Here is a 25585-nt window from a genome sequence, read left to right as displayed (position 1 = left end):
GACGCGTCGAACACTGCTAAGATCCAATGAACACATTACAACCTGATGAGACACTCGTTGGGTTCAAATGCACAACCGAGAATTTGAAGCAGGTCCGATCAATGCTTTCTCATCGTCTACTTCTCTGTGGCTATGCAGAGCAATAATCCCACCCTTAGCAAATCAACCTATTTGGACCGATAGGCTCTGACGTCAGACATGTTTGGATGTCTGCGATTAGTAGGTTTTAACAGGAAATGCGATACCGAGTGATCATTTGCTGCGCTGACTCCAACGTCCGAATACTGTTCATAGCGGGCGCGTCGTCGCTGGCTCACCATTTACTATCCCAAAAATCTCTGAACTGAACACTCATAAACAACAGACGTTTAGACGAAGGAGAATTTCCATAGTTTATCGAAAGATGTCTTCCAGCCAAGCTTCAAAACGCTGTTTGGCTACCGCATCCGCTTTTGTGTTTTGCCCTGAAATCAAATAGTGGCTCTGTTCTATAGGAACTGCTTCACCAACTATGGCGACCTTTCTTCCGGTCTCAACTGCGGTTTTGGCAAACCTCTCGATAACGATCGCATTGCCGCCACCTGCGGCCACGATGTCCACTGCGGCTATTGTCGTGTCGACCACAAAGGTTGATGCGAATTGGGTTTGTCGAACCCCGATTGCGGAAAAATACCGTTCCCACATTTGCTGGAAACCCAGAATGTGAATGAGTGGCCGTTGTTGCAGATCTTCGATGGAAGGGGTTTCTTCCGCGACCATCTTGGGGGCAATTGGGACGATACGTTCAGTAGATATTTTCCGAGAGGGGATTTCATTCCAATCGCCACTTCCTGTCCTCAGTTCAACATCGACATTTTCGCGGCCTGCGGATTCAGCCCAAATGTTCGAGATCAGCTTTATGGAAATATCGGGATGAATCCGCAAAAACTCGGGCAGCCTATGAGCGAGAAACAAGGTCGCTGTAGATATTGGCGCGCGCACGACCAGCTCGTGCTTCTGGTTTGATCCGAACAGGCTGATCGTTGACAGATCGATATCTCTCAGGGCTTGCCGCACGGAAAAAGCGTATGCCTGACCAACTTCGGTCAGGCTAAGATTGCGTGCGGCACGATAGAACAAGGGGCAGCCAAGTTGTGCTTCCAGCGAGCGGACATGAAGGCTGAGTGCCGATTGTGTGATACCCAGCTCGGCTGCGGCAGCAGTAAAGCTCAGATGCCGCGCTGCGCATTCAAAGGACCGAAGCCAGATAGGGTTAGGAGATCGCGGCATTCTTAGCACCGAAAATTTTCGCTGATACCTGCCGGTTTTATTCGTTTTACACCTTGCCATCAACGTCTGTAGTTTTTTTCAAAGTAACATCTTTGCCGATCATCCGGCAGGAACTGGAACAGGGAAGCACGCACATGAAAGTTGGGTTTATTGGTCTTGGAAATGTCGGCGGGAAACTCAGTGGCAGTTTGCTGCGGAACGGCATTGATCTAACGGTGCATGACCTCAATCCCGAACTTGTGGATGATTTCGTGTCGCGTGGGGCAGCCCGGGGTGAAAGCCCGGGCCAACTGATGCGCGATTGCGATGCTGTTATCACCTGTCTGCCGTCTCCTGCCGCTTCGGATGTTGTCATGCAACAGATGCTGCCCGAGGTGAAACCGGGCAAAATCTGGATGGAGATGTCCACCACTGACGAGGCCGAGGTCAAACGCCTGGGCGCAATGGTGATGGACGCAGGAGGCGCAGCCGTGGATTGCCCGGTTTCGGGTGGATGCCACCGCGCGGCGACGGGCAATATCTCGATCTTTGCGGGGTGCGATCGTGCTACGTTTGACCGCATCGCGCCTTTCCTGAAAACCATGGGTCGCCGCATTCTGCACACTGGCGATCTGGGCTCGGCTTCGGTTCTGAAAGTTGTGACGAACTATCTGGCCACGGCCAATCTTGTCACCTGCTGCGAAGCGCTGGTCACCGCCAAGGCAGCCGGCATGGACCTGAACACGACCTATGAAGCGATGAAGATCAGCTCCGGCACGTCTTTTGTGCATGAAACCGAAAGCCAGGTGATCCTGAACGGCAGCCGGGACATTTCCTTTACCATGGACCTGGTCAAAAAGGATGCCGGTCTGTTCCAGCAGGTGGCCGACCGCCACAACGTGCCGCTGGAAATCTCGCCTATGCTGGTGCAGATTTTCGAGGACGGCATCGAGCGCTATGGCGAGCGTTGTTTTTCGCCCAACATCATCAAACGTCTGGAAGAGGCCACAGGTCTGGATATTCTCGCCCCCGGGTTTCCGCCGGAAATGATGGATGATGAGCCGGAAGAACCCGGTTACGAGGTGATCCCGCAAGGTTTTGAACGCGAAGCCGCTGAATAAAAAAAACGGCTGAATTGTAGCGCATCTGTACATTCGGCGGGCACCCAGCAACGCGCAACCTGACGGCCGCGGGAATCGAGCATCTATCAAGAGTCGATCGCGATCTGGTCGAAGCGGGAGTGAGTGCACCTGATAGGTTCACCACTGCCGCGCTGACGGCCAGCGACTATGAGAACCAAGAGGAATCCGGCGTGCCGGTACATAATCTCATTGGCGCATACTATGTACCAGCAACCTTCTCTAATTGAATAAATTTAAACTGTCTCACTGGCGTTGGAGCCAGACAGAAGATCAGGTTAAAAAACGGGTTTTTAACCACTCGCAAAAAGCGGTGGAATCGTGTGATCCGGCCGTACCTGTTTTGTGTTGCAAGACGTAGTGAGCCTGACCCGTATCAACGGGGGCACCGACAATTCTGATCTGGCGCCCGCTCGCGATGGCCTGCTGCGCGAACCGGTTGATCATAATAGTGCAGCCGCTTTCCGCGGCCACCAATTCGCAAGCGGCGACCGAGGTATCGACGATAAGGCGCGGAGATATATCAGCATTGGGCAGACCACGGGCCGACAGATACCGCGCCCAATGGTCGTCGAACCCGAGAACGTGAATGGCAGCGTGCGCCATCAGGTCCTCGGGTGTTTTGATCATTGGCGCGGTGCGCACACCGCAAACTGGAACGATGAATTCATCAGAAAGCTTGACCATGCGCGTGTCGGAATGGGTTTGCGGAGCCAACTGGATGTCAACGTCCACGGGATGCCCTTCCTGGCCGCTCTGCCACAGAGAGGTGACAAGTTTGATCCCGATACCGGGATGAGCTGTCTGAAAGGTCGCAAGTTGCGGCGCCAGCCAAATGATCATGGCCGCCGACGCCCGCACAACGATCGTCGTCTCCAAGGCAGGCCTAAACAGCCCGTTTGTGGAAAATGCGATGTGCTCCAGTGAATCCCGGACTGATATCAAATAGGCCCGGCCGATTTCCGTCAGTTGCAGGCTTTTGGCCTTGCGAATGAACAGCTTCTGCCCCAGCTGACCTTCCAGCGCCTTCATGTGTTGACTGACAGCCGTTTGTGTCAGCCCCAGCTCTCGACTGGCGGCGGTAAAGCTTAAATGACGTGCGGCGGCCTCGAAAGTGCGAAGCCAGTTCAGATTGAGATTGCTTTTCATTGCCCATTCATAAGTTTTTTATGTGCATGGACGCAAATTGTTTCATTTTCCTTCATTCCGGTCGGCAGTTAGACAAAAGCAACCGACGACGAAGTCGACCAGAAAAAAGGAGCGATCTATGCCGGAGATCAATCAAGATACAGACACCGACATGGTATTGAGCCTTGTGGATCTGGAGCGCTATCCCATTGTGGATCTGGAAAGTGCCGAAGGCGCTGCGTTTCTCAAGACCTGTCAGGACCAGATGGAGGAAAATGGCTGGTGCAATCTGGATGGGTTTATCCGTCCCGAGGCACTGGCAGCACTGGCCGATGAATCCAACGCCTTGCTGCCCACCGCTGACGTGCTGACTATCAAGCGCAACATCTACCAGGGCGCAATTGATCCGTCGCTGCCCAAGGATGATCCGCGCCGTAAGGAATATACGCATGTGGCAACGCAATTGGCGGACGATCAGCTGCCAAAGGAAACACTCATCCAACAGCTTTATCAGTCGCCGCGTTTGACAGACTTTGTGCGCCGCGTCCAAAAGAAAGAGGTTCTGCATCGCTGTGCCGATGAGTTTCAGGCGCTGAATGTCGTCGCCCTGCATCCAGGAAGCTGGCACGCCTGGCACTATGATACGACGGAATGCACCGTGACGCTGCTGTTGCAGGCCGCTGAAACCGGTGGTGACTTTGCCTTCTTGCCGAACTCGCGCACCGACGAAACCGAAGACCGCGAGGCGGTGGATCGTTTGCTTGCTGGCGATATGTCCCATGCACAGAAGTTTGACCGGGGCGCCGGTACTTTTACCCTGTTTCGCGGTGGCTATTCTTTGCACGGGGTGACAGAGGTCGAAGGGTCGACCCCCCGCGTCACCGCGATCATGACCTATGACGAACAGGAAGGCCGCGTGATCAGCGACGACATCAACATCCGGATCTATGGTGATCGCGTCAAAAATATTCTCGCGGAGCGCGCAGCCTCCACTATCAACGCATAAAGGACCAAGCCATGAAAACTGCTCTACTCGTCATTGATGTGCAAATGGCGCTGGCCCATGAGGATGCCGCCGGTGCCGTGCGATCGTGCCCCGAGGCAGGCGAAAGTATTGGCCGACTTCTCAGCCGGTTTCGCGCGCAAGGTGACAAGATCGTCCATGTGCACCACCACGGGCTTGACCCCGATGATCCATTTCATGCGGATGCGCCTGGTGCTGTTGTTCAACCCTTTGCAGCACCGCAAGGGGACGAGCCGGTGATCATCAAATACGTCTCCAGCGCCTTTGCCGGAACCTCGCTCGAGGCCGATCTTCGCGCTGACAACATCGAGCGTGTAGTCATCTGCGGGGCCACGGCCAATCACTGCGCCGAGTCCGCCGCGCGCTCTGCAAGCAGTCTGGGCTTTGAGATGGTCTATGCCTCTGACGCCGTCTGGGCTTATGACGCGACCGGGCCGGACGGGGTGACCCACAGCGCCGAACAGATCCATTCCGTCACGCTTGCCAACCTGCAGGGTGAGTTTGGTGAGGTATGTTCGACCGACACCATCCTTAACGCGTAAGCAATATAACTAACCCCGAGGACCGCGAAGATGCGCATTGGATTTATTGGGCTTGGCACCATGGGCGGCCCGGCAGCCCTGAACCTGATCAAGGGCGGGCATGACCTGACGGTCTGCGATCTTGATCGGAATCGGGCAGAAGAGCACCTGGCGCTTGGGGCGAAGTGGGCAGAGACCCCTGCGGCAGCCGCGCAAGCGGCGGACATCGTGTTCACCATGGTCTTTGGACCAAAGCAAATCGAACAAGTAGCAGGTGGCGACGATGGGCTGCGATCCGCCATGTCCGCAGGGCAGGTTTGGGTGGATATGACAACCAACAAACCCGCCTTTGTGCGCGAGCTTGCCGCCACCTTTGCTGAGATCGGAGTGCAGTTGATTGATGCGCCAGTCACTGGTGCCGTCGATGGTGCACGCACCGGCAACATGCCCCAATTTGCAGGTGGGGACGAAGCGACCGTCGCGCGAATTCGCCCCGTGATGGAACTGATGGGGCCGCTTCACTACATGGGCTCCAGCGGCAGTGGGTCCGTGACGAAACTGGCCAGCAACCAGCTTTGGGCCATCCATGCGACAGCCATGGGTGAAGCACTTGTAATGGCGGTGAAATCAGGTGTTGATCTGTCACGGGCCTGGGACGCGCTCAAGATCGGAGCCAGCGAAAGCTGGTGCATGCATCACGACGCCCCGTCCGTTTTTGCCGGACATTATGATCCGTCCTTCACACTGGACCTGTGCCAAAAGGATCTGGGCCTGATCGTCGAGGCCTGCGACGACGCCGGCACCGCCGCCCCTGCCACACGGCTGGTATGCACGCAATTCGAAGCAGCCCGCGAAAAATACGGGGGTGACAAGGGCGAATTGCATGTGGTGAAGCTTGAAGAAGACAATGCCGGCGTGTCACTTCGCCTTGACGGGGATTGGATCCCGCACTGGGAAAAATAACAAGGGGCCCAATCTGGGCCCTAACCCCGAGGACGCGTGACACTGGTTAATGAGCGCATCTGCTGCCTAGCATTCGAAGGGCCGCTTTGAAGCGGTAGCTGACGTAAATGTTGATCTTTATCATTCTAACCCAACATCCTGAACAGGAATGCCCAAACCGACTTTCTTTCTCCCCATGACAACAGATGTGCGAAAGCGACGGACGTTTGAGTTGTCGAAGAACAGTCGCTTCGTGAGTTCCTGAAAATCATCCATATCCTTTGCTGTGCAGACCAGACAGAAGTCGGCGTCTCCGGTGATGTAATAGCACTGCTGTACCATAGGCTCTGATTGCGTCTGACGTGAGAATGCGTCGATCTGATCCTGACGCTCGCGTTCCAATTCGACCATGACTATGAAGCTCATCGCGACACCCAGCTTTTTGGGATCAACGATCGCGACTTCTGAAAGAATTGCGCCCGAGGTTCTGAGCGCCTTCAATCGCCGCTGAACAGAGGCCACAGACAAGCCGGTTTCGGACGCAAGCGCTTCGAGGCCCATCTTGGCATCGGTTTGCATCAACTGAAGCAGATTTCGGTCAAACTGATCAAGTTTCATGATGATTTCCCTTGGCGCGAGAAAATTTCCCGAAGATTAGGAAAAAATGACCATAATAGATCACCTTTCGCGTGTACAACTTTCTGTATGAAAAATCCAACGATACTCGATGTTGCAAAACCGCTGGCTCTGCTGGCTGCATGCCCCGCCTATAAACCAAGTCCGTTGGAGACACGCAGTCTCCAAGACAGACCTATTCTGATCAAGGACGAAACCAACAGGATGGGATTGGGTGCTTTCAAAGCGCTCGGGGGCGTTTACGCTGTTGCTAAGCTTATAGAAGCGCGGGTTGGTCACCCTTTGGAACCAAACGCTTTTTTGGACGATTCCGTGAAGGCCATCGCACGCTCGATGACTTTTGTCTGTGCCAGTGCCGGCAATCATGGCATGGCCGTGGCCGCTGGTGCGCGGCTGTTTGGCGCAAAAGCCCGCATTCATCTTGCCGAAACGGTGCCAGAGGATTTTGCAATTCGCCTTCGGGGTAAGGGTGCTGAAGTTGTCCGATCAGGTGACGATTACGAGGCGAGCGTTGCGGCAGCCATAACCGACGCCGAGGCGTCCGGCGCAATCCACCTCGCCGATGGATCTTGGCCTGGATATACGGAACCTCCGCGGTTGGTAATGGAAGGCTATACCGTCATCGCCGAAGAAATGCGGACAGAGTTGGAAAGCTCCGGAAATTGGCCCAGCCACGTTTACTTGCAGGCAGGTGTTGGTGGGCTGGCTGCGGGGATCGCCTACATGATCCGGTCCACCTGGGCGGTTCAGCCAAAGATCATAGTGGTCGAACCTGATGCGGCCCCTTGTCTTGCGACAAGCGCCCGGGCGGGACAGATCGTAACGGTTGAGGGCCCCGTGTCCAATATGGGGCGCTTGGACTGCAAAACGCCTTCTATGTTGGCTTTCGAAATTCTGGAACGGTGCGCCGACGACTGGGTAACGGTCACTGACCTGCAGGCCGTGGACGCTGTAAAACATGCTCGCGATCTGGGCTTTTCCACTACGCCATCTGGCGCAGCGGGGCTTGCAGCCTTGTTGACGGACGAGGCCAAATTGCCGTTGATCGTGCTGTCCGAAGGAGATGTTCCCGATGCTTGATCTCGTTGCGTTTCGCCGTGATCTGCATGCCCACCCTGAAACAGGCTTCGACCTCGGCCGGACCTCGGATCTGATCGCGGCCGAGTTGGAACGCGCGGGGCTTGAGGTCACCCGGGGTGTGGGCCGCACGGGCATTGTGGCCACCTTGCGCCGTGGTCCGGACGAAACCGCAATCGGTTTTCGAGCCGATATGGACGCGTTGCCGATACAAGAGGCCACCAACTTGCCGTACCGCTCGGGAGCGGAAGGCAAGTTTCATGGATGTGGCCACGATGGCCACAGCACCATGCTGCTGGGTGCAGCGCTGGAGCTTTCGGCGGACCCGTCTTTTGACCGCACCATTCACTTCATCTTTCAGCCCGACGAAGAGAACGGAAACGGGGCAGCCGCGATGATCGCGGACGGATTGTTCGAACGTTTCCCGATGGTTGCGATCTTCGGCCTTCACAACATGCCTGGAATGGAGCTTAGTCACTTTGCCACTCAAGCGGGCTCATTCTGCGCGTTCGAGGATAATTTTGAGATACGCGTTCAGGGTCAGGGCGGGCACGCGTCGATGCCGGAAAAAGGCGTTGATCCGATTGTGACTGGGGCCGCAATTGTGCAGCAGCTGCAATCGATCGTCTCTCGCTCGGTTTCGGCGAGCGAGCATGCGGTGGTTTCCGTAACGGAGTTCCTGACAGACGGTGCACGAAACATCTTGCCCAGCAACGTAACCCTAAGGGGGGATTGCCGGGGCTTTTCCAGGGATGTGTCCGAAAATATCGAGCGCCGAATGCGCACCATTGTCGCCGGTGTTTGTGCCGCGCAAGGCGCAGAGGCGGAGGTTGATTACTCGACTTCCTTCCGGCCATTGGTGAACGATGCCAGAGCCACTGACATGATCGCGGGTGCCGCTCGTGAGGTTGGCAGCGTTGATGCGGATTACGGTCGGGTAGGATTCTCTGAAGATTTTGCAGAGTTTCTTGCCCACCGCCCCGGGGCCTTCATCCTGATGGGCAACGGAGTGGAGGGCAACAATTCGATGCCGCTTCATAACCCGTCGTATGATTTTAACGATGAAGCAATCAGGCACGGGATTGCGTTCTGGACCAGCACGGCACGACGGGAATTTTGATGGCAAGTGACGCCTGAGCAAACGTCAATAATGGGCAATTTTTCCACCCCTGCTGTCCCCAATCGAACCTTCGGCTGATCTCATGCGGCAAATGTTCTCTTTGTTGGGCCACTTCATCTGGTGACCACCGCTAGGGTCGGTCGCATCGAGACCCAGAAACATTGTGGGAAGCAGGTGACGCAAAGCCTCATGGTCACGAACTTCGACCCGGCAGATCGCGGCGACTCTGTTTCGTATCGTCTTCCGCGCCATATGAACCAAAACCTGCGAGGCGGGTGCTTTTTTCTTACGCCGACGGCAGATCCCAAAGGTTAATAGATGGTTAACATATCTCGGTACTTGATTGCGCGGCGATCTTCTTGTTTTACTGAAAATCAAATCAACCCATGCCCAAACGCGGTGTGAATATACAGTGACAATCGGTAACAAAACTCTGAATCTACAGAACTTTATGACGATGCGGGCAATGGAGTAGCAAGATGAATCAAGACGATGGATCATCACGCAATGAGTTTGGGAACCCCGGCTCGATTGACGATATGGTGGCGATGTATCTGGAAGCGCTTGAGGGTGTTCTAGGCTCGCTGCGGGACTACAGCGAAAAGGGTGCACGGGTCGAACCCGACGTGATGTTTCTGCTTGCACAGGCACAAGCCCGGTGGCTCAGTTCAGCTTTGCGGTACTGGCAGCAGATTGCGACCATCGTCTCGACCCAAGGGACAGACGCGATCGAAGCAACCATACCCAGTGCGGATGGCCCGTCATTGGAGGCCAGACAGCTGATCGTGCTGGACAAGGCCCGTGCCGTGTTGCGCGAAATATCGGATCTGTCGCTGAGCGAGGCAAAACTGTTGCAACGTGATCTTATGGAAATCGAGGCTGAGCTTCGCAAGTCAGTCGGCCCCGAGGGTGACGACCGGGAAGGCCCCCATCGCTATGCAAAATCCAAACCATGAATAACGAAGGTGCCCGCGCCGATTGGGTGATACCGGAACTGGGATTTGAGTCTGAGACCGAACGGTTGCGCACAGCCATCGGCGCGTGGGTTGAATCCACGCCGGAAGAGATGCGCCCGCAGTTGGAAGAACAATTTCTGGCCGGCTCAAAGTATTTTCGCCCATTGACCATCTTTGCCTGTCAGACGGCTGTCGGCAGCGAGGAGATCACGGATGAGACCATCCAGTCGGCCGTAACGCTTGAGCTGTTTCATAACATGACGCTGGTTGTGGACGACATTCTGGACCAGTCGGACGAACGGCGCGGCAAACCGACCATGCACACGGCCTTTGGGCAACTTGCGGCGCTGATGACGTCCGGGTTCATGGTTGCGGAAGGCTATCGGATGATGGCGACCGAGCCGAAGGTGGTCGGGTTGTTGTCCGAGCTAATGTCCCGGCTTGGCGCGGCCGAGATCGCGCAGTGGAACAGCCGCACGATGCCGCGCGGGGTCGAGGATTGGCGCAAGCTGGCGCAGGAAGACACTGGTTCGATGTTTGAGGTGGCTGCTTGTCTCGGTGACCGTAGCGAGGGGTTGCGCCATTTCGGTGGTCTGCTGGGCACCCTGTATCACGCCTGTGATGACGTGTCCGACGTGCGTGGAACCGAAGCCCTGGGCGGTGGGGGTGAAGAGGATATCCGCGACGGGATTCTAACCCTGCCAGCCGCGATCGCCGTGCGCGAGCCTGTGATCGCTGAAATGTTCCGCGATCCAAACCCGGAAAATTACGACGCCCTGGCCGAGGCCTTTCGCGCCGCATTGCCAGAAGCCGAGGCCGAACTGGACCGGATCGCTGCAAGCGCGATAGCTGAGGCAAATCGATTTGCCCGGAACCCCAAAAAGCTGATCACACTTGTGGATCGCACGCGGGCTTTGGGCGAAGCCCGCTGATCACAAATAGGCGCGTGCCGCTTTCAGATACTGGCTGTCGAACCCTTCTTCGAACTGCGCCACCAGCGGTTCGATAAGCGCGCGTTGCGCGTCTTTTGTAGGTAGCAAGGTTGCCAGACCCAGTGCCGCGCGCAGTTGCCATGCCAGCGCGGACCGGCTTTCGGCCGCGTCAAAGGCAGCGCGATAATGTCGCTCTGCGCCACTGGTATCGCCACGTTTCTGCGCCAGTTCCCCTTTGACCAGACGCAAGTCAAGGACGTGGTTCAGTTCGCCTCCATCTTGCAATGGTTGGTCTAGCCCGTCCAGAACACGTGCAGCATCCTCGATCCGGTCCTGCGCCAGCAGCAAGCGCGCGTGATTGGCTTCGAAGCAGACGCGGTGGTAATGGACACCAGCATTCTTACAGGCAGCAACAGCCGTGGCCGTGATCTTTTCGGCCTCTTCCAGTTGACCGAGTTTTGCCATCGCCCGGGCGCGCCAGAACGATGCCCAGACACCCAGGAACCTGTAGCCATATTCTCCGGCAACCGCGCTGCATTCTTCGGTCAGGTCCATGACCTGTTTCCAGTCACCGTTCCAGTCGTGAATGCGGATCACACCGTTGGACAGAGCATAGACAAGCGAATAGGGGTCTGGCAGCGACCGGGTGTAATTAAGGATGTCGTTGCCGACCTTCACCGCCTGATCCGGGCGGCCCAGAGACCAAAGCGCCGCTGCCCGGAAACATTCTGAGATCACTTTGGGCTCTGCGGCCGACAGGCGCGGCCCCGGCTGGTCCCAAATGCCTTCTTCATAAAGCTGCAGCACCCGTTCGCCATAACGCACCGACTCGGCGTAGTCGCCACGGTTGAAATGGGACCATGCCTGCATCGAGGCGGAATAGACTTCATAGCGGGCATTGCCGCTGCGCGTCGCCTCGTCAGCAAGCGCCGCAAAGGTCTCGTGCCCCGAGCTTACATCGCCACGCATGGTTTCAAATGCCCCGATGCCGTAAAGAACCGCAACGCGCAGGTCGGGGTCGTCAACATCCAGAAACAGCTCGCGGGAGCGCTCAAAAGCGGTCTGCGCCTGTGGCGAGGCATAGCTGGTCGCCGCAAAGTGCACGACGCCGATGGTTGACTGCAATTGCAGCTCCAACTTGGCGCGATCAGCCAGGTCGTCGACCTCGCCGACATATTCCAATCCGTTGCTAAGCTGCGCCAGTGCCTCCTTCATCGAGGCCCGACTCCAGGCAGATTTACCAGCTGTCAGCCAATAGGGAACTGACCGGTCGCCCAGACCGGCGGCAACAAAATGGTTTGCCACCTGTTCCGGACCGGACTTGCAGCGTTCGGGAAATTTTTCTTCCAGTGTTTCGGCAATCTTGCCATGCAATTGTTGCCGCCGCCGCCGCAATATGGACCGGTACGCGGCCTCCTGAATCAAGGCATGGCGGAACATCAGGCTGTGACCGGTTTGGTCCGGGTATGCGAGGTCTGCGTCACCGAGTTGCGAAAGCGAGTCTGAGAGCTCGGGCAGCGGAGTTCCGGTCACCTGAGACAGCAGGTCGACATCGAATTCCCGGCCGATCACGGCCCCGATCTGGGCGTATTCGCGGGCGGCCCCCAGCTTGTCGAGACGCGCCATCAAACTGTCTTGCAGTGTTTCAGGCACCAAATCCGCGCTGTTTCTGAATTCCATCGCAGAGCGGGTCAGCTCTTCGGCAAACAGCGGTACGCCATCTGACCGTTCCAGCAATTGCTGGCGCTGCTCGGCCGAAAAAGCATCCGAACCTGTCATACTGTCCAACAGCTCTTCGACTTCGGCTGGCTTGAGGCGCGCGAGTTCGCAGGTTTCCAGATGATCCACCTGCCAATCATGGGTGAATTCCGGCCTGCAGGTCACAAGCAACAAGATCTGATGATCGGCGAGTTTGGCTGCGAATTTGGTCAGCAAATCCAGCGATGTGGGGTCGATCCAGTGTAAGTCTTCAAAATGCACCAACAATGGTGCCCGCTTGGACAGAACGATGACCTGTTCGATCAGCATGTCGATCGTGCGGGTCTTTTGCAGCTCGGGCGACAGGTTCAGCGGTGGATACCTGTCACAGGGCAGCGAAAACAAAGACGCCATCAGCGCGCGGGCTTCGTTCAGATCGTCTTCGGCGACGACCAGTTTTTCCAGCTTGTCCAGCCGGGCTTCGCTGTCATCGTCTTCCTTGAACCCGAGCACGTTTTCGATCTGACGGCGGATAGGGTACAGGGCCGTGTTCTCAAAATAAGGTGCGGATTGCAGGTGGAGAACGGTTGCACCTTCGCCCTTGGCCTGATCCACCACCTCATATGTGAGGCGGCTTTTGCCGATGCCAGCCTCACCTGAGACAAGGCAAACATTCCCCTTCTTGGATTTGGCATCTTCCCAAGCCGACATCAGGCGTGTCCGTTCCTGCGTGCGACCGACCAGAGGCGTAAGCTGCCGCCGTGCCGAGGTGACGGCGAACCGGTCCTGGCGCTGTGCTGTGGATATGACACGCCACGCCACCTGACCGGGCTCAAACCCCTTCAGATGGATGTTCTCCAGCGCTTCATAGACGAACATATCCCCCAGCAGCGAGTGCGTCCTTTTGCCGATTACAATTTGTCCCGGCTTTGCCAGGCCCTGCAATCTGGCGGCAAGATTGGGCGTATCGCCAGCCACGGCAGACGTCGAGTTCACTCCGAGCTGGTCAAGATCGCCGGCCACCACCAATCCGGTTGCAATGCCGATGCGGACCTGCAGGCGATCACCAGCTGCAGTATCCAGGCCGGTGACGGCCTCGACAATCTCCAAAGCCGCGCGGCATGCGCGTTCTGCCGCGTCCTCTTGGGCGACCGGATAGCCAAAATAGATTACAACGCCATCACCAAGGTATTGCGCCACGTGCCCCCTGGCATCTTTGATCAACTGCGACACGGTATCCTGATACAACGCCATAAGGTCGCGATAATCTTCAGGATCAAGCCGCGCCGACAGGGCGGTCGAGCCAACCAGATCACAAAACATGATCGTAAGGTGCCGCCGTTCGGCGCTTTCCTCGCCCGTCATGGCTCCGCTGGGTCTGGGCTGTGCCGCGTCCGGCTTCATCGCCGCGATCGCCTTGCTGATCTTGAGCCGATGACCCAACACCGTGACACCCATTTCTCTGAGATGGTCGCCGGTCACATCTTCAAGAATGTCCAGGTCGATGCCGTTCTCATCAAACAGTTCGGTGTATTGTGGCAGGCCAATTTCGTTCAGCCATGCCGCAATCGATTTAGTAGTCATCAGTCGTCTCTTACTCGTGCGAGTTATTCTTGGTTACTTTTTACGGGGCTTGCCGTCTTCTGTATAGTTCCAGAACATTGGACCAAGGCCCAAAGTCTTTTCGTTCCACTTACTTGCAGGCAGCCAATCCGTAAACAGGGAACCAAGGTTCTCTGGGCTTGGCGTGAATTTCGACTTCGGGAACTTGAAGTCTTTTGGTGGCCATAGCTTGTTGATACCCAGCGCTTTGTCCGCAAGCGTCCAGGCTTTTGCACTGGCGGCATAAGGTGCCCAAGCGATCTTGAGCGTCTGAAACATCTGACTGGGATAGAAATCGGGTGTAATCACCTCTACCGGTTTACCTGCATCGCCTTTGTCCGGTTCTCTCTGCGCGGCCTGACGTACGCCTTCGGCTGCGATCAACCCTGTTGCACAAGCGCCTTCGACGGTCGAAACATCCGCGAAATTTCTGACATAAGTTCCTGCCAGAAACAGGTTTTCGAACTTGGTGTTGACCTCGGGGCGATGTTCCCAGCTGCCGGTTAGATTGGCAAAAAGCTCTTCGCCCGTATTTGTGTCGACAGAGGTTTGGAACAGATCGATATCGGCCTCGGTTATTTCTAACTTGGCAGTGATTTCTCGCAGAATATAGTCGATCGCGGTTTTGGGGTTTTTGAGATCCAGAATGAGGTTCTGGTTTTCGTCTCGGCGTTCGGGTTTTACAGACAACAGCGATTTAAAATCCGATACCGTCACATAAAGGAAGGTGTTTTTGAGGCCCCACGTCGCCGAGTAGTTGAGGAACGTCATCTCATAGGGCGTATCCATGAAAACCACCACTTCCGTAGGGATGCCGGGTAGTTTCCGCTTGAGATAAAGCTCCACCGACGCCATCGGCTCGGCCTCCAGATACCTCAACTGGCCTAGGGCAGGGTCGGCATTGTACAAATCATCGGTCACCATCGATGCCATTGCACCGGGTGTAATACTGATGATCACGTTCTCATCGCTCACATCCACTTCGATGTCTTTCTTTGCGATCCCCCATTTGGGGTTAACTGATGGCGATTTGGTTACCTTGTCAAACACCAGCCGTTCGATCCGAGTGCCGTCTGCGTTGGGATGCACTTCGCGAATTCGGTGGCGGTACTTGAGCTCAAACCGGTCTCCGAACTGATCAAGCTTTTTGTGGAAGGGATCGATCAGAGTTTCTTTCTTGGACCCATCAAACAGCCAAAGCTGCGGAACCGGAACGCGGTTGCCGTACTTCAGGAAGGTCTTGTAGCTGCGCGCCGAAGCTTGCCAGCTGTCAATCGCCCACACGGTTTGCCAGATCTTCTCATGAAGTTGGGCGACTTCATCGGTGCAATAGGGCCGTCCACGCAGCCAGCCGTTGAACGACATCCGGTCAAGCTTGTCATCTTCACTGTCCGGGATCGAAAGCAGATCGACCATCGAATACATGAACAGGAATAGTTCAGCAGGCGGCGCTGCGCCACCGGTGAGGTTGCGGTAAAAATCCTGAATGCCGCCCGGGTTCACCATTTCGGGCATGTTGTCGAGATCGCCGTCATAGAGAAACTTGAAGGCTTCGCGTGGTGTGAAGTTATCTTCGATCCCAAGGTCTTTGGCGACCGACCAGAAGTTGTAATACCAATTGCACAGCATGTGATAACTGTGCTCGCGCGGGTAATCACCGTGGTCGTGCTCCTTATGGGACCGCAACATTCCACCAATGAAATTGTCCTGCTCATACAGTGTGACGTGGTATCCCCGCTCCAACAAGCGAAGAGCCGCGGTGAGCCCGGCAATCCCGGCCCCGACGATAGTTACTTTATGCATGCTCACTCCCCCGGTTTTCTGCGTCACAAGCCTGCAATTCCAAACCGGCGACGTCAAAACTTATCTAAGGTTACGCTGCTTGGGGCATCAAAGGAAACATTTTCAGAGTGTTGCAGGAAAATGATCCGCAGGACGAAAGGCAACGGAATGTGTCGCGGCATTGCAAGCTGCTTTGAAATAAAAGTTCAGGGATTGGGCTTGGACCCTAAATTGCAAAGGCAACAAAACTTAGGTGCACGCCAATGCCGTCAACTTCACCCGTGCTTTTTGGTCAAGTTTGGCTTCAAACCCTTGAAAGCCGCCGGTATGCGCGGTGCAGACGTTAGGACTTGGCGGGACATCCATGAACCGGTTAGCGCTGCGCTTCCTCGTTTCTAAGCATTCTCTCACCGGTCACAAAGTAGAGCGTGAGGTTCGTTTTTGACATTGCGATTAAGTTCGTTTTCTAACTCCGCCTCGATCCAATCTCGGCGAGATCAAATTGTAGCTTTGTAGAGATCGAGGCGATGGCCCTAAATTCGGCCAAGGTGATAATTTTGCGAAGCAATCTTACTTTGATGGGGCTCTACTCAAAAAAAGTTGCGGCACCTTCCGCACATTCTTCAGAGCAAGTGTGGAGGCTCCACCAACCCTGTTGCGCCGAATTGCTTCATAGTCTTCTTTTGTTTTCAGGAGAATCCGACGGATGCTCCCGTTGCTTGCTCCACCAAGGCGCATCTTGGTCAGTACTTCCGGGATGTAGGCGGCGGAAATACCGCCTTTGCCAAAATACCGCAGAATGCTCTCGTAGTCGGCCGATATTCGTAGATTGTCATCATAAGCACCCCAGCGCGTGATGACATCACGTTTGATGAACAGGCTGGGATGCGGCGGCATCCACCCGCGTTTCAACTTGTCGGGGCTGTAAGTTCCAGAAACCCAATGGCGGATAACCTTGTTGGTATCCTGTCCCGAGACGTAATCCAGATCACCATAAACCGCATCTGCATCGGTGTCCTGAAACATCTGCGCGACCCGCGCCAGCACATCCCTATGCGCAAAGAAGTCATCCGAATGCAACAAGCCGATCACATCGCCGGTCGCCCGGGCTGTCGCCTTGTTCAGCGCGTCGTAGATCCCTTTGTCCGGCTCGCTAACAAGCCGCATCCGAGGATCAGTTCGCCCGTTTAGTAACTCCAGCGTTCCGTCGTTAGACGCTCCGTCCTGAACCACGTGTTCATAGTTGTCGTAGCTCTGAGTATCGAGGCTTTTCAAGGCATCCGGAAGAGTTTCGGCACGGTTCCAAACCGCTGTAAGAATTGAAAACTTCATTATTTTTGAACTCGGGTCCTGCCTAAACTTCAATTCTCAATACGGCCCGGATCGCCTCTGGGGCGCTGTCGCCTGTCCGGTCCATGTACCCGCGCACTTCCTGCAGCTTGGCATCGACCAGAAACCGGTACCAAAACCCCTGCAGCACGTGAAATGCCAACCCTTCGCGCCCGTCCAGAAATCCAAGGCGCAGAACGTAGCGGTAGAGGAAGTACAAAAACGCCCGTAAACCCCCCGGCATTCGGGCGTAGACCTTTTCCTTCAGCCACCGTTTCACACCGGCTTGCCCCTGGCCCAGGCCCGCCACCGTATCAATGGGCATAAACTGGAACTCGTGGTTCAGCATGTCGACGACTTCCCGGCTGGCATATGCGTTATGCTTGTCCGTCCACCAGGAAAGGCTGTTGAGATTGTCATCCAGCAGCTCGCCGGACAGCGCGCCGGTGTTGCCCTCGACCTTGATATGCTCGTCCATCCAACGGTTCTCACATCGTCCCTTGCCATGCCGAAACAGGCGCAGCATCGCGGTCGGAAACAAGCCGCCATGGCGAATGGGCCGCCCCAGAAAACACATGCGGCGACCAACAGTGAAGCCGTCAGTTGTGTCTGGCGCGGAAGATATTGCCGCAGAGATCTGGCCTGCGAGCTTATCCGAGACAATCTCATCCGCATCCAGCCGCAACACCCATTCTGTCTGATCGGGCAGCTGGTCCAGTGCCCAATTGAACTGGGTCGCGTGGTTGCGCCATGGATTGCTCAGGACCTCAGCCTCAAGACCTCGGGCGATCTCTGTCGTACGGTCGTCCGATCCGCTGTCGACCACCACAATCCGCTGCGCAACGTCGCGCACAGAGCCAATTGCACGGGCGATGTGGCGCTCTTCGTTATACGTCAGTATGACAACGGTGAGGTGTCCGCCGTGAACCGTTTTACTTTCTGTCATGGAAGTTCCCGTTCTGTAAGCCGGGCCGGATTTCCGACGGCGATCCGGCGCTCGGGAACATTCCGCATCGCAACCGCCCGCGCACCGACGATTGCACCAACCCCGACCCGGACATTCGGGCCGACAAAGGCATCAGCACAAATCCACGCATCTTCGCCGATGCAGATCGGCGGCTTTGTCAGAGGGCGGCTGGGATCAGAGAGGTCATGGCTGCCAGCGCAAAGATGCGCGCCCTGCGATATCGTCGCCCGTGCCCCGATTTCGATCCTCCCGAGCGCGTAGAGAATAGCTCTGTCTCCAACCGCGCATTGCGCCCCAAGACTAAGGTTCCAGGGCATTGTGATCCGAACACTGGGATAGATATGAACCTGCGGCCCGACCTGCGCACCGAAACAGCGCAACAACATGCGGCGCCATCCCCAACAGGGACGCGGAACCAGCCTGAACAATGGCTGGGCCAGTACCCACAGCACCCGTGCCACTTGTTCTTTCCGACTCCACTTGCGGGCCTTGCGGTTGAGGTTGACGTCAACCATTCGCATATGCCCCTTCGGGCGCGTTCGACAGCACTTCTTTGTACAGTGCCATGAACCGCTCACCCATTGCCGCTTGCGAAAACCGCTCGGCAGCCAAGGTGCGTCCCCGCGCGCCCATCGCCTGCAGATCATCGCTTCTGAGTTCGGCAATTGTCCGGGTCAGGTTTTCTGCGGACAGGGGGATGCAGCGTCCACAACCGGTTTCATCCAACAGGGCCCAAGGCGTATTCGTCGTAGTCAGGGCAGGGACGCCATGCGCCAAAGCCTCTGCCACGACTATCCCGAAGTTCTCGGAATGACTTGGCAGGACGAAGAGATCGGCATTGGCAAAGGCCCGCGCCTTTGCGTCATCCGTTAAATGACCATGCACCATGACACGTCCGGGCAGGCTGGCGGCCATGGAATGGACGTCTTCCGAATACGCAGGATCTCCGCTGCCATAAATGTCCAACGTGACATCCTTTGGCAACTCGCCCATCGCCTTGATCAAAAGGTCCAGGCCTTTTTTAGGATGCAGCCGACTGACAAAGATCAGGCGAAATGTATCGCTGTCCTGATGGGGCGGCATCTCTATCGGCATCTGGACACTGTTGGCGATTACTGCGCCGGGAACATCGGGAAAGAAATGCCCGTTGGCTTCGGCCTCGACGGCCGCCGTGGCGTGCAACCGACTGCGGCGGGGCAGAAGTCGCGATGCCAGCGCCAGAAATCGCCGCTTGGTCGCTTGCTTGGGACTGTCTTTCCACTCGAGTGTCGCCTGGATAGCACCCCTAGGTGACCAGACCACGGGTCGCCCGATCAGCTTGGCCAACAGAAGGGTCGGCAGTGTTGAAAAACTGAAGGTTCCCGTCAAATGCACCAGATCGGCCTTGGCAATGGCGCCCGGCAGGCGGGCCAGAAGCATCAGCGATATGCTGGCACCGGCGATACGGCGAAGGTAGCGGACGGGGTAGGGCATTGTTTGCCCGGCATCAGAGGGCAATCTGTCGCTGCGGCGAGGCCCTGCCGAGTCTGTGCTTAACACCGTGATCGAGGCCCCGGCCTCATGAGTGCTGTCGCAGATCGCCTTGGTCGAATAGATAGGTCCACCCCAATATGCGGCCGGATAAAATGCCGGGCTGACGTGTAGGATTTTCATTTAGGAGAGCTTTCGTCAAAGCGGATTTTTTGAGTTCAGATATTAGGTTCAGCCAGTTTACGCGAAAGTAATCTGTGGTGTCGGCGAAGTCGTCGACCGTCGGATAAAAAGATAGCTTTGGTTCCTGCACACAACGCAGTTGCCAACGCGGCAGACACGAGCGCCGCACTGAAACTGGATTGAAGGCATGAGACGATCAGTGGAACTGCTACAACCGAATAAAAAATGAAGGTGTGACGCGTTGAATGCCTATGAAGTAGCAACAGCAATTCTAAGCAGCGAAACAAGATTCCAAGAAAGAACCCCATTGCGACCCCGGCCCATCGAAAGTTGATAAACGCCTCTCCTGGTCCAGTTACATTGATAGCTCCAACGGAGGTGCTGCCGTGTCCAAGAACATCACGCTTTAGGTATGTGCCTGCATCAGTTGATGGCTTGTCCGGCCAAAATGCTCGGGGAATCCAGCCAAATGTCCACCAAGTATAAGATTCGCCATACAAGTTGTGACGCGGCTCCATTGTTGTAACGAGTATTGCTGAGACGTTAACGTCCATGAAATATGTCGATCCTGTTACTTGTTCGACAATATTCGCGATACTAGACGCGATGGACAAATCGACGGTGTCTTGTTGGTTTGCTTTACGTAGCGAACTCATTAAGCCTACGGCCGCAACGATCGCGCAGACCAAAATGACACTCATGATCAACGATCTTGCCCTAAACACCCACCCCGCGCAGGCAAGCGAAATTCCAGTAAACAACAGCAAGCGGGCTAGGTCGAACCTGTCGCCTGATGCCAATGCCGCAAAAACTAAGGCAACAAACGTAACCGAAGCGGCAAAGACTGCTTTGCGTTGGCCAGTCGCCATGGCCCACAGGACGCAGAGAACGAATAGTGTTCTGGGAATAGTGTAGAAAACTTTGACCAAGGCGCCGGTGGATCCCACGCTGTTTGCATTCAACCCATATTGTTTGACCGTGTTTACAATCAGAAATGAATAAGGATTGAACACACTTAGCCCACGCTGGGAGAATAGCACTTGAGTTATGAATAACGTGGTCCCAATAGCCATTGGCAAAAGCAGCCAGCGAATTCGTAGGGCCGGCATATGTTCGGGCTTGAATAGAGCTGGTACAAAGCGCCCTTTGGTGCACAACAACAGGTAGCCGCAACACAAGGCAACGATAAATAGCGTTACGTAGAAGGTTCCCCAAAAAAGTGCAAAAGAGTCCGCAGTGTAACGCAGGTAAAATGCAATATCCGGATAAATCTGATACGTCACTACTTTCAGTGTGATCCCGAGAAAAGCTAACCCGCAACAGATGTGAAGCGGTGAGAAGTATCGGATAACGCCATATTTGTTAGCGCACCATAAAGGTAACAGAGTGCACAAGCAGGCGAACACAACCGTCAACAAACTGGCTAGAAACATCATCTCTACTACGCCCGCCGAACTAAACTGAACGCTGATGAATCGATGCCGAAGCGTTCTGTTACTCTCCACCAGACATAGAGGTTGAGCGCAAGAGTGCCCGCCAGCAAAGCTACACCATTCAGCACCGGTCCGGTGAACCATGCTGACAAGGTTGCTGCCAAAAGCAGGTAAGCGGCAATTCCCCACAGACGGGCAAACATGGCGCTGGCTTCCAACCCCGATGTCTGGGCCATGGTCGTCGACGGAGCAAAGAGCAGGCTGGTGACGGATTGGATGATCAGGATACCCCAGACCGGCAGGAAATTTGTGTGGGCCGGAAAGTCGTAGAAACTTTGAATTGGCAGGATCAGCGCGATGACGACCAGCGTCAGAACCGCACCGGCTCCGTTTGACAGCACCAGCGAGGCGCGCACTGTGTCTTGCAGGGCTCCGGCGTCCTTAGCCTGAAACGCGCGCGAGAACTTGCCAACGGTAAGCCAGGTTGCGATCGACAGGGGCAGTGTCACGAAATTGCAGATGCGACGCACGATATTGTAAAGGCCCAGCTGTTCGGCACTCATCAGGTACGCTCCGATCAGAATATCGATCTGAGCCCAAGCAATGCCTGTGATCGTGCCGCCCCAATAATAAGGCGTGAACGAACCGCGCCGCCCTTTTCGGCGGATCAGCCCGGCCTTTCGGTTGAGGCTCAGGAATAAAACAGCTTCAAACAGGCATAACAGCGTCAGCAAGGCTGCAGTGCTTCTAAGCATCCAGGTCAGTTTCACCTCGGCCGTGAAAAACAGGACTGCGGTGCTGGTCAGAGCAAAAAGCTGAGGAGCGGCGTCCTTCAGAAACATCGAGGTATTCAATAGGTTCAGACCGTGAAACAGGCTGCACATGCAGCTGTTCAGGTTGATCAGAAAGCCTAGCAGTACCAGCAGAATCAGCGCGGTGCTGTCGGTGCCGGGTAAATCGGGAAAGAACGCGATGATGTGGGGTCCGGCGTGCAGGATTACCGGGACAGCAACTGCAGTCAGCGCGAAAGGAAAGACAAAGATAAGCCGGGCCGCAGTGCTGGCGTCATACCCGCCAGACGTGAGAGAGAGTGCCATTTCCTTGAGCAGGTATAGCGGCGCACCAAAAGAGATCAGTGAGGAGAACAAGAGTGCGCCGGACCATAGAAAAACAAATGCGCCATAGGTTGACGGCTCTGCCATCGAGCCGATCGCGAGCATCGCAATGAAATTGCAACCCACAACGCTGCCCCGAACCGCAAACGCAGATATGCTGCCAGAAAGCGTCAATGCCACGATCTGGCTCCTTGGATCCAATTCGCTACCTGCCCTTGATTGCCGCCAAAAAGGCCTCGGGCAATATCTTGGGCAGACACGCCTCTGGGCGAACCGAAAACCTCCAGGAAAGACAATTTGCGAAGGCCTGCGGAGTGGCCGAAATTTTCCTGATCTTGCAACACTGATTGATAGGCGAACACGTTTATTCTCTTGGTCTTCAGCGCCCTCAAAAATTTCTGGATAGTGGTCGGTGTGAAATTGTTCGAACTAGTGTCCACTGTCAGATCGTAGGTGCCTAAGGAACTCGCTCTGGTCGCCAGGGAATGATCGACCGGGAAATCCTTGCGAATGCGGTTTGGTTTCTGAAAGGCGAGGGTCAATTTTTGCTGAAGGGCTTTGAATTTGAGCATTATTTGGCCGGCGCTCAAAGGGAGGAGGCAGCCGCTAATACCACTCGAAATGTCAATGTACCTGCTACCGACGCGCAGTTCCGACAAAACGTCTTTGATGACTTTCAGGTTGCCCAAGCCGGGGCATATATTGCGGATGTCCAGATCTTTCAGAAAAGCCGGCCGCAATACATCTTCTTTGTTGGCAATCAGCCCGGCCGCCGTGCCGACTGTATCCACGACACATGATTTGTTGTCAAAACACAGCGCTGAAGCGCCAGAATACCGCGCACTCGCGCAATGCCCCGTGGAAAAGCAACCGAATCTATCAGCTATTGTGAAGAGCAAAATACGCGATCCGTTTTGAAATTTGCCGGGGTTTGAATGATGTTTCGAGCGATATTCGAAAGAATGCCGGAACGCCAACCCGCAGTTGGGCCAATGCTGGACCGAGGCGGTGTCAAATTGCTCCATTTGGTGCTGAGCGCGCCGGGGGTGCAGTTATGTATCCCGTTGTCTTTCAGCCCGCTTCGGAACCAGCCAGCATACGTACTGTGTTGAGCTCGGCATTGCCAAGTTGCTTGACAGCGTTTGAAAGAAACCGCGGAAGGCGCGGCCAGGCTGTTAGCTCAAAGGCATGGCCATTCCAACGAGCGTGCGCGTCTGATCGTGTGTGGCGGAAGAAAACGGTAGAGGGGCATAAGCGGCGGCAGAACATGGTGTTGATTTGGTTGGGGTGAGATAGCGAAGGGCGTCCGGAGAATTATTAAAATTACCGATAGCAAGAAATAGTTTTCTGGCCCAATTTGAAGAGGGTGTCGAAACATACACGGGCCGTGTGGCGCTAAATAAAACATAGAAATCATCGCTATTAGAGAAAATGGAGCACTGGAAATCCGCCAATCGAAAAAATTATTGATTCTATCAAGAGTAATAATATACAACGGTAATCAATAAGGATCTGCGGTGATTCCAGTTTGGACGCAAGTGCATTTCTTCGCTCAACCGGGACATGTGCATCGCGAATGGTGCGCCTATTGGCGCCATGCCGCAAACTTGGGCGAGGTTTCAGTTTATGTCGTATGACTTCATCGTTGTCGGGGCGGGTTCCGCAGGCTGTGTTCTGGCCAACCGATTGTCAGAGAACCCAAAAAACAGGGTGTTGCTGCTCGAGGCGGGTGGCAAGGACATCAACCCATGGATTCATATTCCGGTTGGGTATTTCAAAACGTTGCACAACCCCAACACAGACTGGTGCTACAAATCCGAACCTGACGAAGGGCTGAACGGCCGCTCGTTGGATTGGCCGCGGGGCAAGACACTTGGGGGCTCAAGTTCAATCAATGGGCTGCTTTATGTCCGCGGGCAAAAGCAGGATTACGACCATTGGGCCCAATTGGGCAACAAGGGCTGGGGCTGGGACGAGGTTCTGCCGTTGTTCAAGCGGTCAGAGCAGCATGAGGATGGTGAAACCGATCTGCACGGCGCCAGTGGCGGATTGTCGGTGTCGCGCATTCGCGCCAAAAGTGATATTGCCGAGGCGTTTATTGGTGCCGCCGTTGAAATGGGCGTCCCCCGAACCGAAGACTATAATGGTCAGGATCAGGAGGGCACGGGGTATTTTCATCAGACAGCCCGCGGTGGCTTTAGATGTTCAAGCGCGCGTGCCTTTCTGAATCCGGCAAAATCTCGCGGCAACCTGACCATCATTACCCATGCGCTGACCGAAGGGCTGACCTTTGACGCAGAGGATCCCAAGCGGGTTGATGGCGTCAGCTATAGCATCAAGGGGCGCCCGCAGCACGCTCAGCTCAATCCCGGCGGAGAGGTGGTGTTGAGCGCTGGCGCGATAGGTTCGCCGCAAATTCTAGAGCTTTCGGGGATCGGTCGTGGTGAGGTTCTGACCCGAGCTGGCGTGGATATGCGCCACGAGTTGCCGGGCGTTGGCGAGGCATTGCAGGATCACCTGCAAATTCGTCTGGTTTACGAAGTCAATGTGCCGACACTGAATGACGCCATTAACCGGCTGATCCCGCGCATTGGCATCGGTATGAACTATATGTTCCGCCGGAAAGGACCGATGAGCTTGGGCGCAAGCCAAGTGGCGGTGTTTGCAAAGTCGATGGAGGGACTCGAAACCCCCGATATCCAATTCCATTTCCAGCCGCTGAGCGCGGACAAGCCTGGGATCGAGATGCACCCGTTTTCGGGTATCACCTCATCTGTCTGCCAGCTTAGGCCGGAAAGCCGCGGCCATATCCATATCACCAGCCCCAACGCGACTGATTATCCAAAGATCGTGCCCAACTACTTGTCGGCCCCTGCGGATGAGCTTTGCGCGATCCGGGCTGTGAAGTTTGCACGGGCGATGACGAAAACCGATGCGTTGAAGCCTTACGTCGTGCGCGAACATGTCCCCAACAACAACCCGCAGACCGACGAAGAGCTGCTGGATACCGCGCGCAATATCAGCCAGACGATCTATCACCCCACCAGCACTTGCCGTATGGGCAATGATCCACAGGCCGTGGTCGACGACCGGTTGCGCGTGCACGGAATACGCGGGCTTCGGGTGGCGGACGCCTCGATCATGCCCGCGATCGTCAGCGGCAATACCAACGCTCCGGCCATTATGATCGGTGAAAAAGCCAGTGACATGATCCTTGAGGATCACAGGTGATACCGGACCGCCGGGTTTAAGACTGACTTCAACTCTCAACAGGGAACAGTGC

General features: G+C 55.6%; 21 protein-coding genes. 9 read left to right on the top strand and 12 right to left on the bottom strand.

Annotated elements, in window-relative coordinates:
• Positions 1–393 precede the first annotated feature (393 nt).
• Positions 394–1269 carry a LysR substrate-binding domain-containing protein gene (locus AC2FJF_RS10230; RefSeq protein ID WP_496725204.1) on the bottom strand — a complete coding sequence of 292 codons (876 nt, stop codon included), beginning with the start codon at positions 1267–1269 and terminating at the stop codon, positions 394–396.
• 134 nt (positions 1270–1403) lie between these two features.
• Here AC2FJF_RS10230 and AC2FJF_RS10225 point away from each other — a divergent pair, with 134 nt between their 5' ends.
• Complete coding sequence (locus AC2FJF_RS10225; RefSeq protein WP_496725202.1) at positions 1404–2369, top strand: NAD(P)-dependent oxidoreductase; 966 nt, start codon at positions 1404–1406, stop codon at positions 2367–2369.
• Between the two features lie 291 nt (positions 2370–2660).
• Here the strand turns inward: AC2FJF_RS10225 and AC2FJF_RS10220 are convergent, their stop codons facing one another.
• Positions 2661–3536, bottom strand: coding sequence for a LysR family transcriptional regulator (locus tag AC2FJF_RS10220; RefSeq protein WP_496725200.1), 876 nt, complete (start codon positions 3534–3536; stop codon positions 2661–2663).
• A gap of 118 nt (positions 3537–3654) precedes the next feature.
• On the opposite strand from AC2FJF_RS10220, the gene AC2FJF_RS10215 reads away from it, so the two are divergent.
• Genes AC2FJF_RS10215 through AC2FJF_RS10205 form a run of 3 tightly spaced genes read left to right on the top strand, consistent with a single transcriptional unit; the run spans position 3655 to position 6023 of the window.
• Positions 3655–4521: a HalD/BesD family halogenase gene (locus AC2FJF_RS10215; protein ID WP_496725198.1), complete on the top strand. Its 867-nt coding sequence runs from the start codon at positions 3655–3657 to the stop codon at positions 4519–4521.
• An 11-nt stretch (positions 4522–4532) separates the two neighbouring features.
• Positions 4533–5081, top strand: coding sequence for an isochorismatase family protein (locus AC2FJF_RS10210; protein WP_496725196.1), 549 nt, complete (start codon positions 4533–4535; stop codon positions 5079–5081).
• A 30-nt stretch (positions 5082–5111) separates the two neighbouring features.
• A complete protein-coding gene (locus AC2FJF_RS10205; protein WP_496725194.1) occupies positions 5112–6023 on the top strand; it encodes an NAD(P)-dependent oxidoreductase in 912 nt (303 codons plus the stop codon).
• A gap of 120 nt (positions 6024–6143) precedes the next feature.
• Here the strand turns inward: AC2FJF_RS10205 and AC2FJF_RS10200 are convergent, their stop codons facing one another.
• The gene (locus tag AC2FJF_RS10200; RefSeq protein WP_496725192.1) at positions 6144–6620 is read right to left on the bottom strand and encodes an Lrp/AsnC family transcriptional regulator; all 477 of its coding nucleotides are present in this window, start codon (positions 6618–6620) and stop codon (positions 6144–6146) included.
• A gap of 87 nt (positions 6621–6707) precedes the next feature.
• On the opposite strand from AC2FJF_RS10200, the gene AC2FJF_RS10195 reads away from it, so the two are divergent.
• The 4 genes from AC2FJF_RS10195 to AC2FJF_RS10180 all read left to right on the top strand — a co-directional run bounded on the left by AC2FJF_RS10195 (position 6708) and on the right by AC2FJF_RS10180 (position 10723).
• Positions 6708–7718 (top strand): pyridoxal-phosphate dependent enzyme, encoded by a 1011-nt coding sequence (locus tag AC2FJF_RS10195; RefSeq protein WP_496725190.1) that lies wholly within the window; start codon positions 6708–6710, stop codon positions 7716–7718.
• Positions 7711–8835, top strand: a complete 1125-nt coding sequence (locus AC2FJF_RS10190) for a M20 aminoacylase family protein (protein ID WP_496725188.1) — start codon at positions 7711–7713, stop codon at positions 8833–8835. The genes AC2FJF_RS10195 and AC2FJF_RS10190 overlap by 8 nt, the downstream gene beginning before the upstream one ends.
• A 479-nt stretch (positions 8836–9314) precedes the next feature.
• Positions 9315–9791, top strand: coding sequence for a hypothetical protein (locus tag AC2FJF_RS10185; protein ID WP_496725186.1), 477 nt, complete (start codon positions 9315–9317; stop codon positions 9789–9791).
• The gene (locus AC2FJF_RS10180) at positions 9788–10723 is read left to right on the top strand and encodes a polyprenyl synthetase family protein (protein WP_496725184.1); all 936 of its coding nucleotides are present in this window, start codon (positions 9788–9790) and stop codon (positions 10721–10723) included. Before AC2FJF_RS10185 ends, AC2FJF_RS10180 begins: the two co-directional genes overlap by 4 nt.
• Here AC2FJF_RS10180 and AC2FJF_RS10175 read toward each other — a convergent pair whose 3' ends face one another.
• The 9 genes from AC2FJF_RS10175 to AC2FJF_RS10135 form a co-directional block, all read right to left on the bottom strand.
• Complete coding sequence (locus AC2FJF_RS10175) at positions 10724–14005, bottom strand: adenylate/guanylate cyclase domain-containing protein (RefSeq protein WP_496725182.1); 3282 nt, start codon at positions 14003–14005, stop codon at positions 10724–10726.
• Positions 14006–14038: 33 nt separating this feature from the next.
• Entirely contained in the window at positions 14039–15826 is a 1788-nt protein-coding gene (locus AC2FJF_RS10170) for an FAD-dependent oxidoreductase (protein WP_496725180.1), read from the bottom strand.
• Between the two features lie 549 nt (positions 15827–16375).
• Positions 16376–17137, bottom strand: coding sequence for a glycosyltransferase family 2 protein (locus tag AC2FJF_RS10165; protein ID WP_496725178.1), 762 nt, complete (start codon positions 17135–17137; stop codon positions 16376–16378).
• 22 nt (positions 17138–17159) lie between these two features.
• The gene (locus AC2FJF_RS10160; RefSeq protein ID WP_496725176.1) at positions 17160–18080 is read right to left on the bottom strand and encodes a glycosyltransferase family 2 protein; all 921 of its coding nucleotides are present in this window, start codon (positions 18078–18080) and stop codon (positions 17160–17162) included.
• On the bottom strand, positions 18077–18616 hold the full coding sequence (locus tag AC2FJF_RS10155) for an LbetaH domain-containing protein (protein ID WP_496725174.1): 540 nt from the start codon (positions 18614–18616) through the stop codon (positions 18077–18079). Before AC2FJF_RS10155 ends, AC2FJF_RS10160 begins: the two co-directional genes overlap by 4 nt.
• On the bottom strand, positions 18609–19754 hold the full coding sequence (locus tag AC2FJF_RS10150) for a glycosyltransferase (protein WP_496725172.1): 1146 nt from the start codon (positions 19752–19754) through the stop codon (positions 18609–18611). The genes AC2FJF_RS10155 and AC2FJF_RS10150 overlap by 8 nt, the downstream gene beginning before the upstream one ends.
• Positions 19755–19789: 35 nt before the next feature.
• Positions 19790–21037 (bottom strand): O-antigen polymerase, encoded by a 1248-nt coding sequence (locus tag AC2FJF_RS10145; protein ID WP_496725170.1) that lies wholly within the window; start codon positions 21035–21037, stop codon positions 19790–19792.
• A gap of 158 nt (positions 21038–21195) precedes the next feature.
• A complete protein-coding gene (locus tag AC2FJF_RS10140; RefSeq protein ID WP_496725168.1) occupies positions 21196–22482 on the bottom strand; it encodes a polysaccharide biosynthesis protein in 1287 nt (428 codons plus the stop codon).
• On the bottom strand, positions 22473–23327 hold the full coding sequence (locus tag AC2FJF_RS10135; RefSeq protein ID WP_496725166.1) for a UDP-glucose 6-dehydrogenase family protein: 855 nt from the start codon (positions 23325–23327) through the stop codon (positions 22473–22475). The genes AC2FJF_RS10140 and AC2FJF_RS10135 overlap by 10 nt, the downstream gene beginning before the upstream one ends.
• Before the next feature lie 601 nt (positions 23328–23928).
• On the opposite strand from AC2FJF_RS10135, the gene AC2FJF_RS10130 reads away from it, so the two are divergent.
• Entirely contained in the window at positions 23929–25533 is a 1605-nt protein-coding gene (locus AC2FJF_RS10130) for a GMC family oxidoreductase (RefSeq protein WP_496725164.1), read from the top strand.
• Positions 25534–25585: the final 52 nt, after the last annotated feature.

Source organism: Ruegeria sp. CDSB013 (assembly GCF_059611165.1).
This window is presented reverse-complemented; position numbering and strand designations above follow the sequence as displayed.

Coding starts and splice junctions, on each gene's coding strand:
- AC2FJF_RS10170 (WP_496725180.1), bottom strand. CDS start 15,826: ATGCATAAAGTAACTATCGTCGGGGCCGGGATTGCCGGGCTCACCGCG.
- AC2FJF_RS10130 (WP_496725164.1), top strand. CDS start 23,929: ATGTCGTATGACTTCATCGTTGTCGGGGCGGGTTCCGCAGGCTGTGTT.
- AC2FJF_RS10195 (WP_496725190.1), top strand. CDS start 6,708: ATGAAAAATCCAACGATACTCGATGTTGCAAAACCGCTGGCTCTGCTG.
- AC2FJF_RS10150 (WP_496725172.1), bottom strand. CDS start 19,754: ATGAAAATCCTACACGTCAGCCCGGCATTTTATCCGGCCGCATATTGG.
- AC2FJF_RS10185 (WP_496725186.1), top strand. CDS start 9,315: ATGAATCAAGACGATGGATCATCACGCAATGAGTTTGGGAACCCCGGC.
- AC2FJF_RS10200 (WP_496725192.1), bottom strand. CDS start 6,620: ATGAAACTTGATCAGTTTGACCGAAATCTGCTTCAGTTGATGCAAACC.
- AC2FJF_RS10230 (WP_496725204.1), bottom strand. CDS start 1,269: ATGCCGCGATCTCCTAACCCTATCTGGCTTCGGTCCTTTGAATGCGCA.
- AC2FJF_RS10205 (WP_496725194.1), top strand. CDS start 5,112: ATGCGCATTGGATTTATTGGGCTTGGCACCATGGGCGGCCCGGCAGCC.
- AC2FJF_RS10210 (WP_496725196.1), top strand. CDS start 4,533: ATGAAAACTGCTCTACTCGTCATTGATGTGCAAATGGCGCTGGCCCAT.
- AC2FJF_RS10225 (WP_496725202.1), top strand. CDS start 1,404: ATGAAAGTTGGGTTTATTGGTCTTGGAAATGTCGGCGGGAAACTCAGT.
- AC2FJF_RS10135 (WP_496725166.1), bottom strand. CDS start 23,327: ATGGAGCAATTTGACACCGCCTCGGTCCAGCATTGGCCCAACTGCGGG.
- AC2FJF_RS10215 (WP_496725198.1), top strand. CDS start 3,655: ATGCCGGAGATCAATCAAGATACAGACACCGACATGGTATTGAGCCTT.
- AC2FJF_RS10190 (WP_496725188.1), top strand. CDS start 7,711: ATGCTTGATCTCGTTGCGTTTCGCCGTGATCTGCATGCCCACCCTGAA.
- AC2FJF_RS10155 (WP_496725174.1), bottom strand. CDS start 18,616: ATGGTTGACGTCAACCTCAACCGCAAGGCCCGCAAGTGGAGTCGGAAA.
- AC2FJF_RS10175 (WP_496725182.1), bottom strand. CDS start 14,005: ATGACTACTAAATCGATTGCGGCATGGCTGAACGAAATTGGCCTGCCA.
- AC2FJF_RS10165 (WP_496725178.1), bottom strand. CDS start 17,137: ATGAAGTTTTCAATTCTTACAGCGGTTTGGAACCGTGCCGAAACTCTT.
- AC2FJF_RS10160 (WP_496725176.1), bottom strand. CDS start 18,080: ATGACAGAAAGTAAAACGGTTCACGGCGGACACCTCACCGTTGTCATA.
- AC2FJF_RS10220 (WP_496725200.1), bottom strand. CDS start 3,536: ATGAAAAGCAATCTCAATCTGAACTGGCTTCGCACTTTCGAGGCCGCC.
- AC2FJF_RS10180 (WP_496725184.1), top strand. CDS start 9,788: ATGAATAACGAAGGTGCCCGCGCCGATTGGGTGATACCGGAACTGGGA.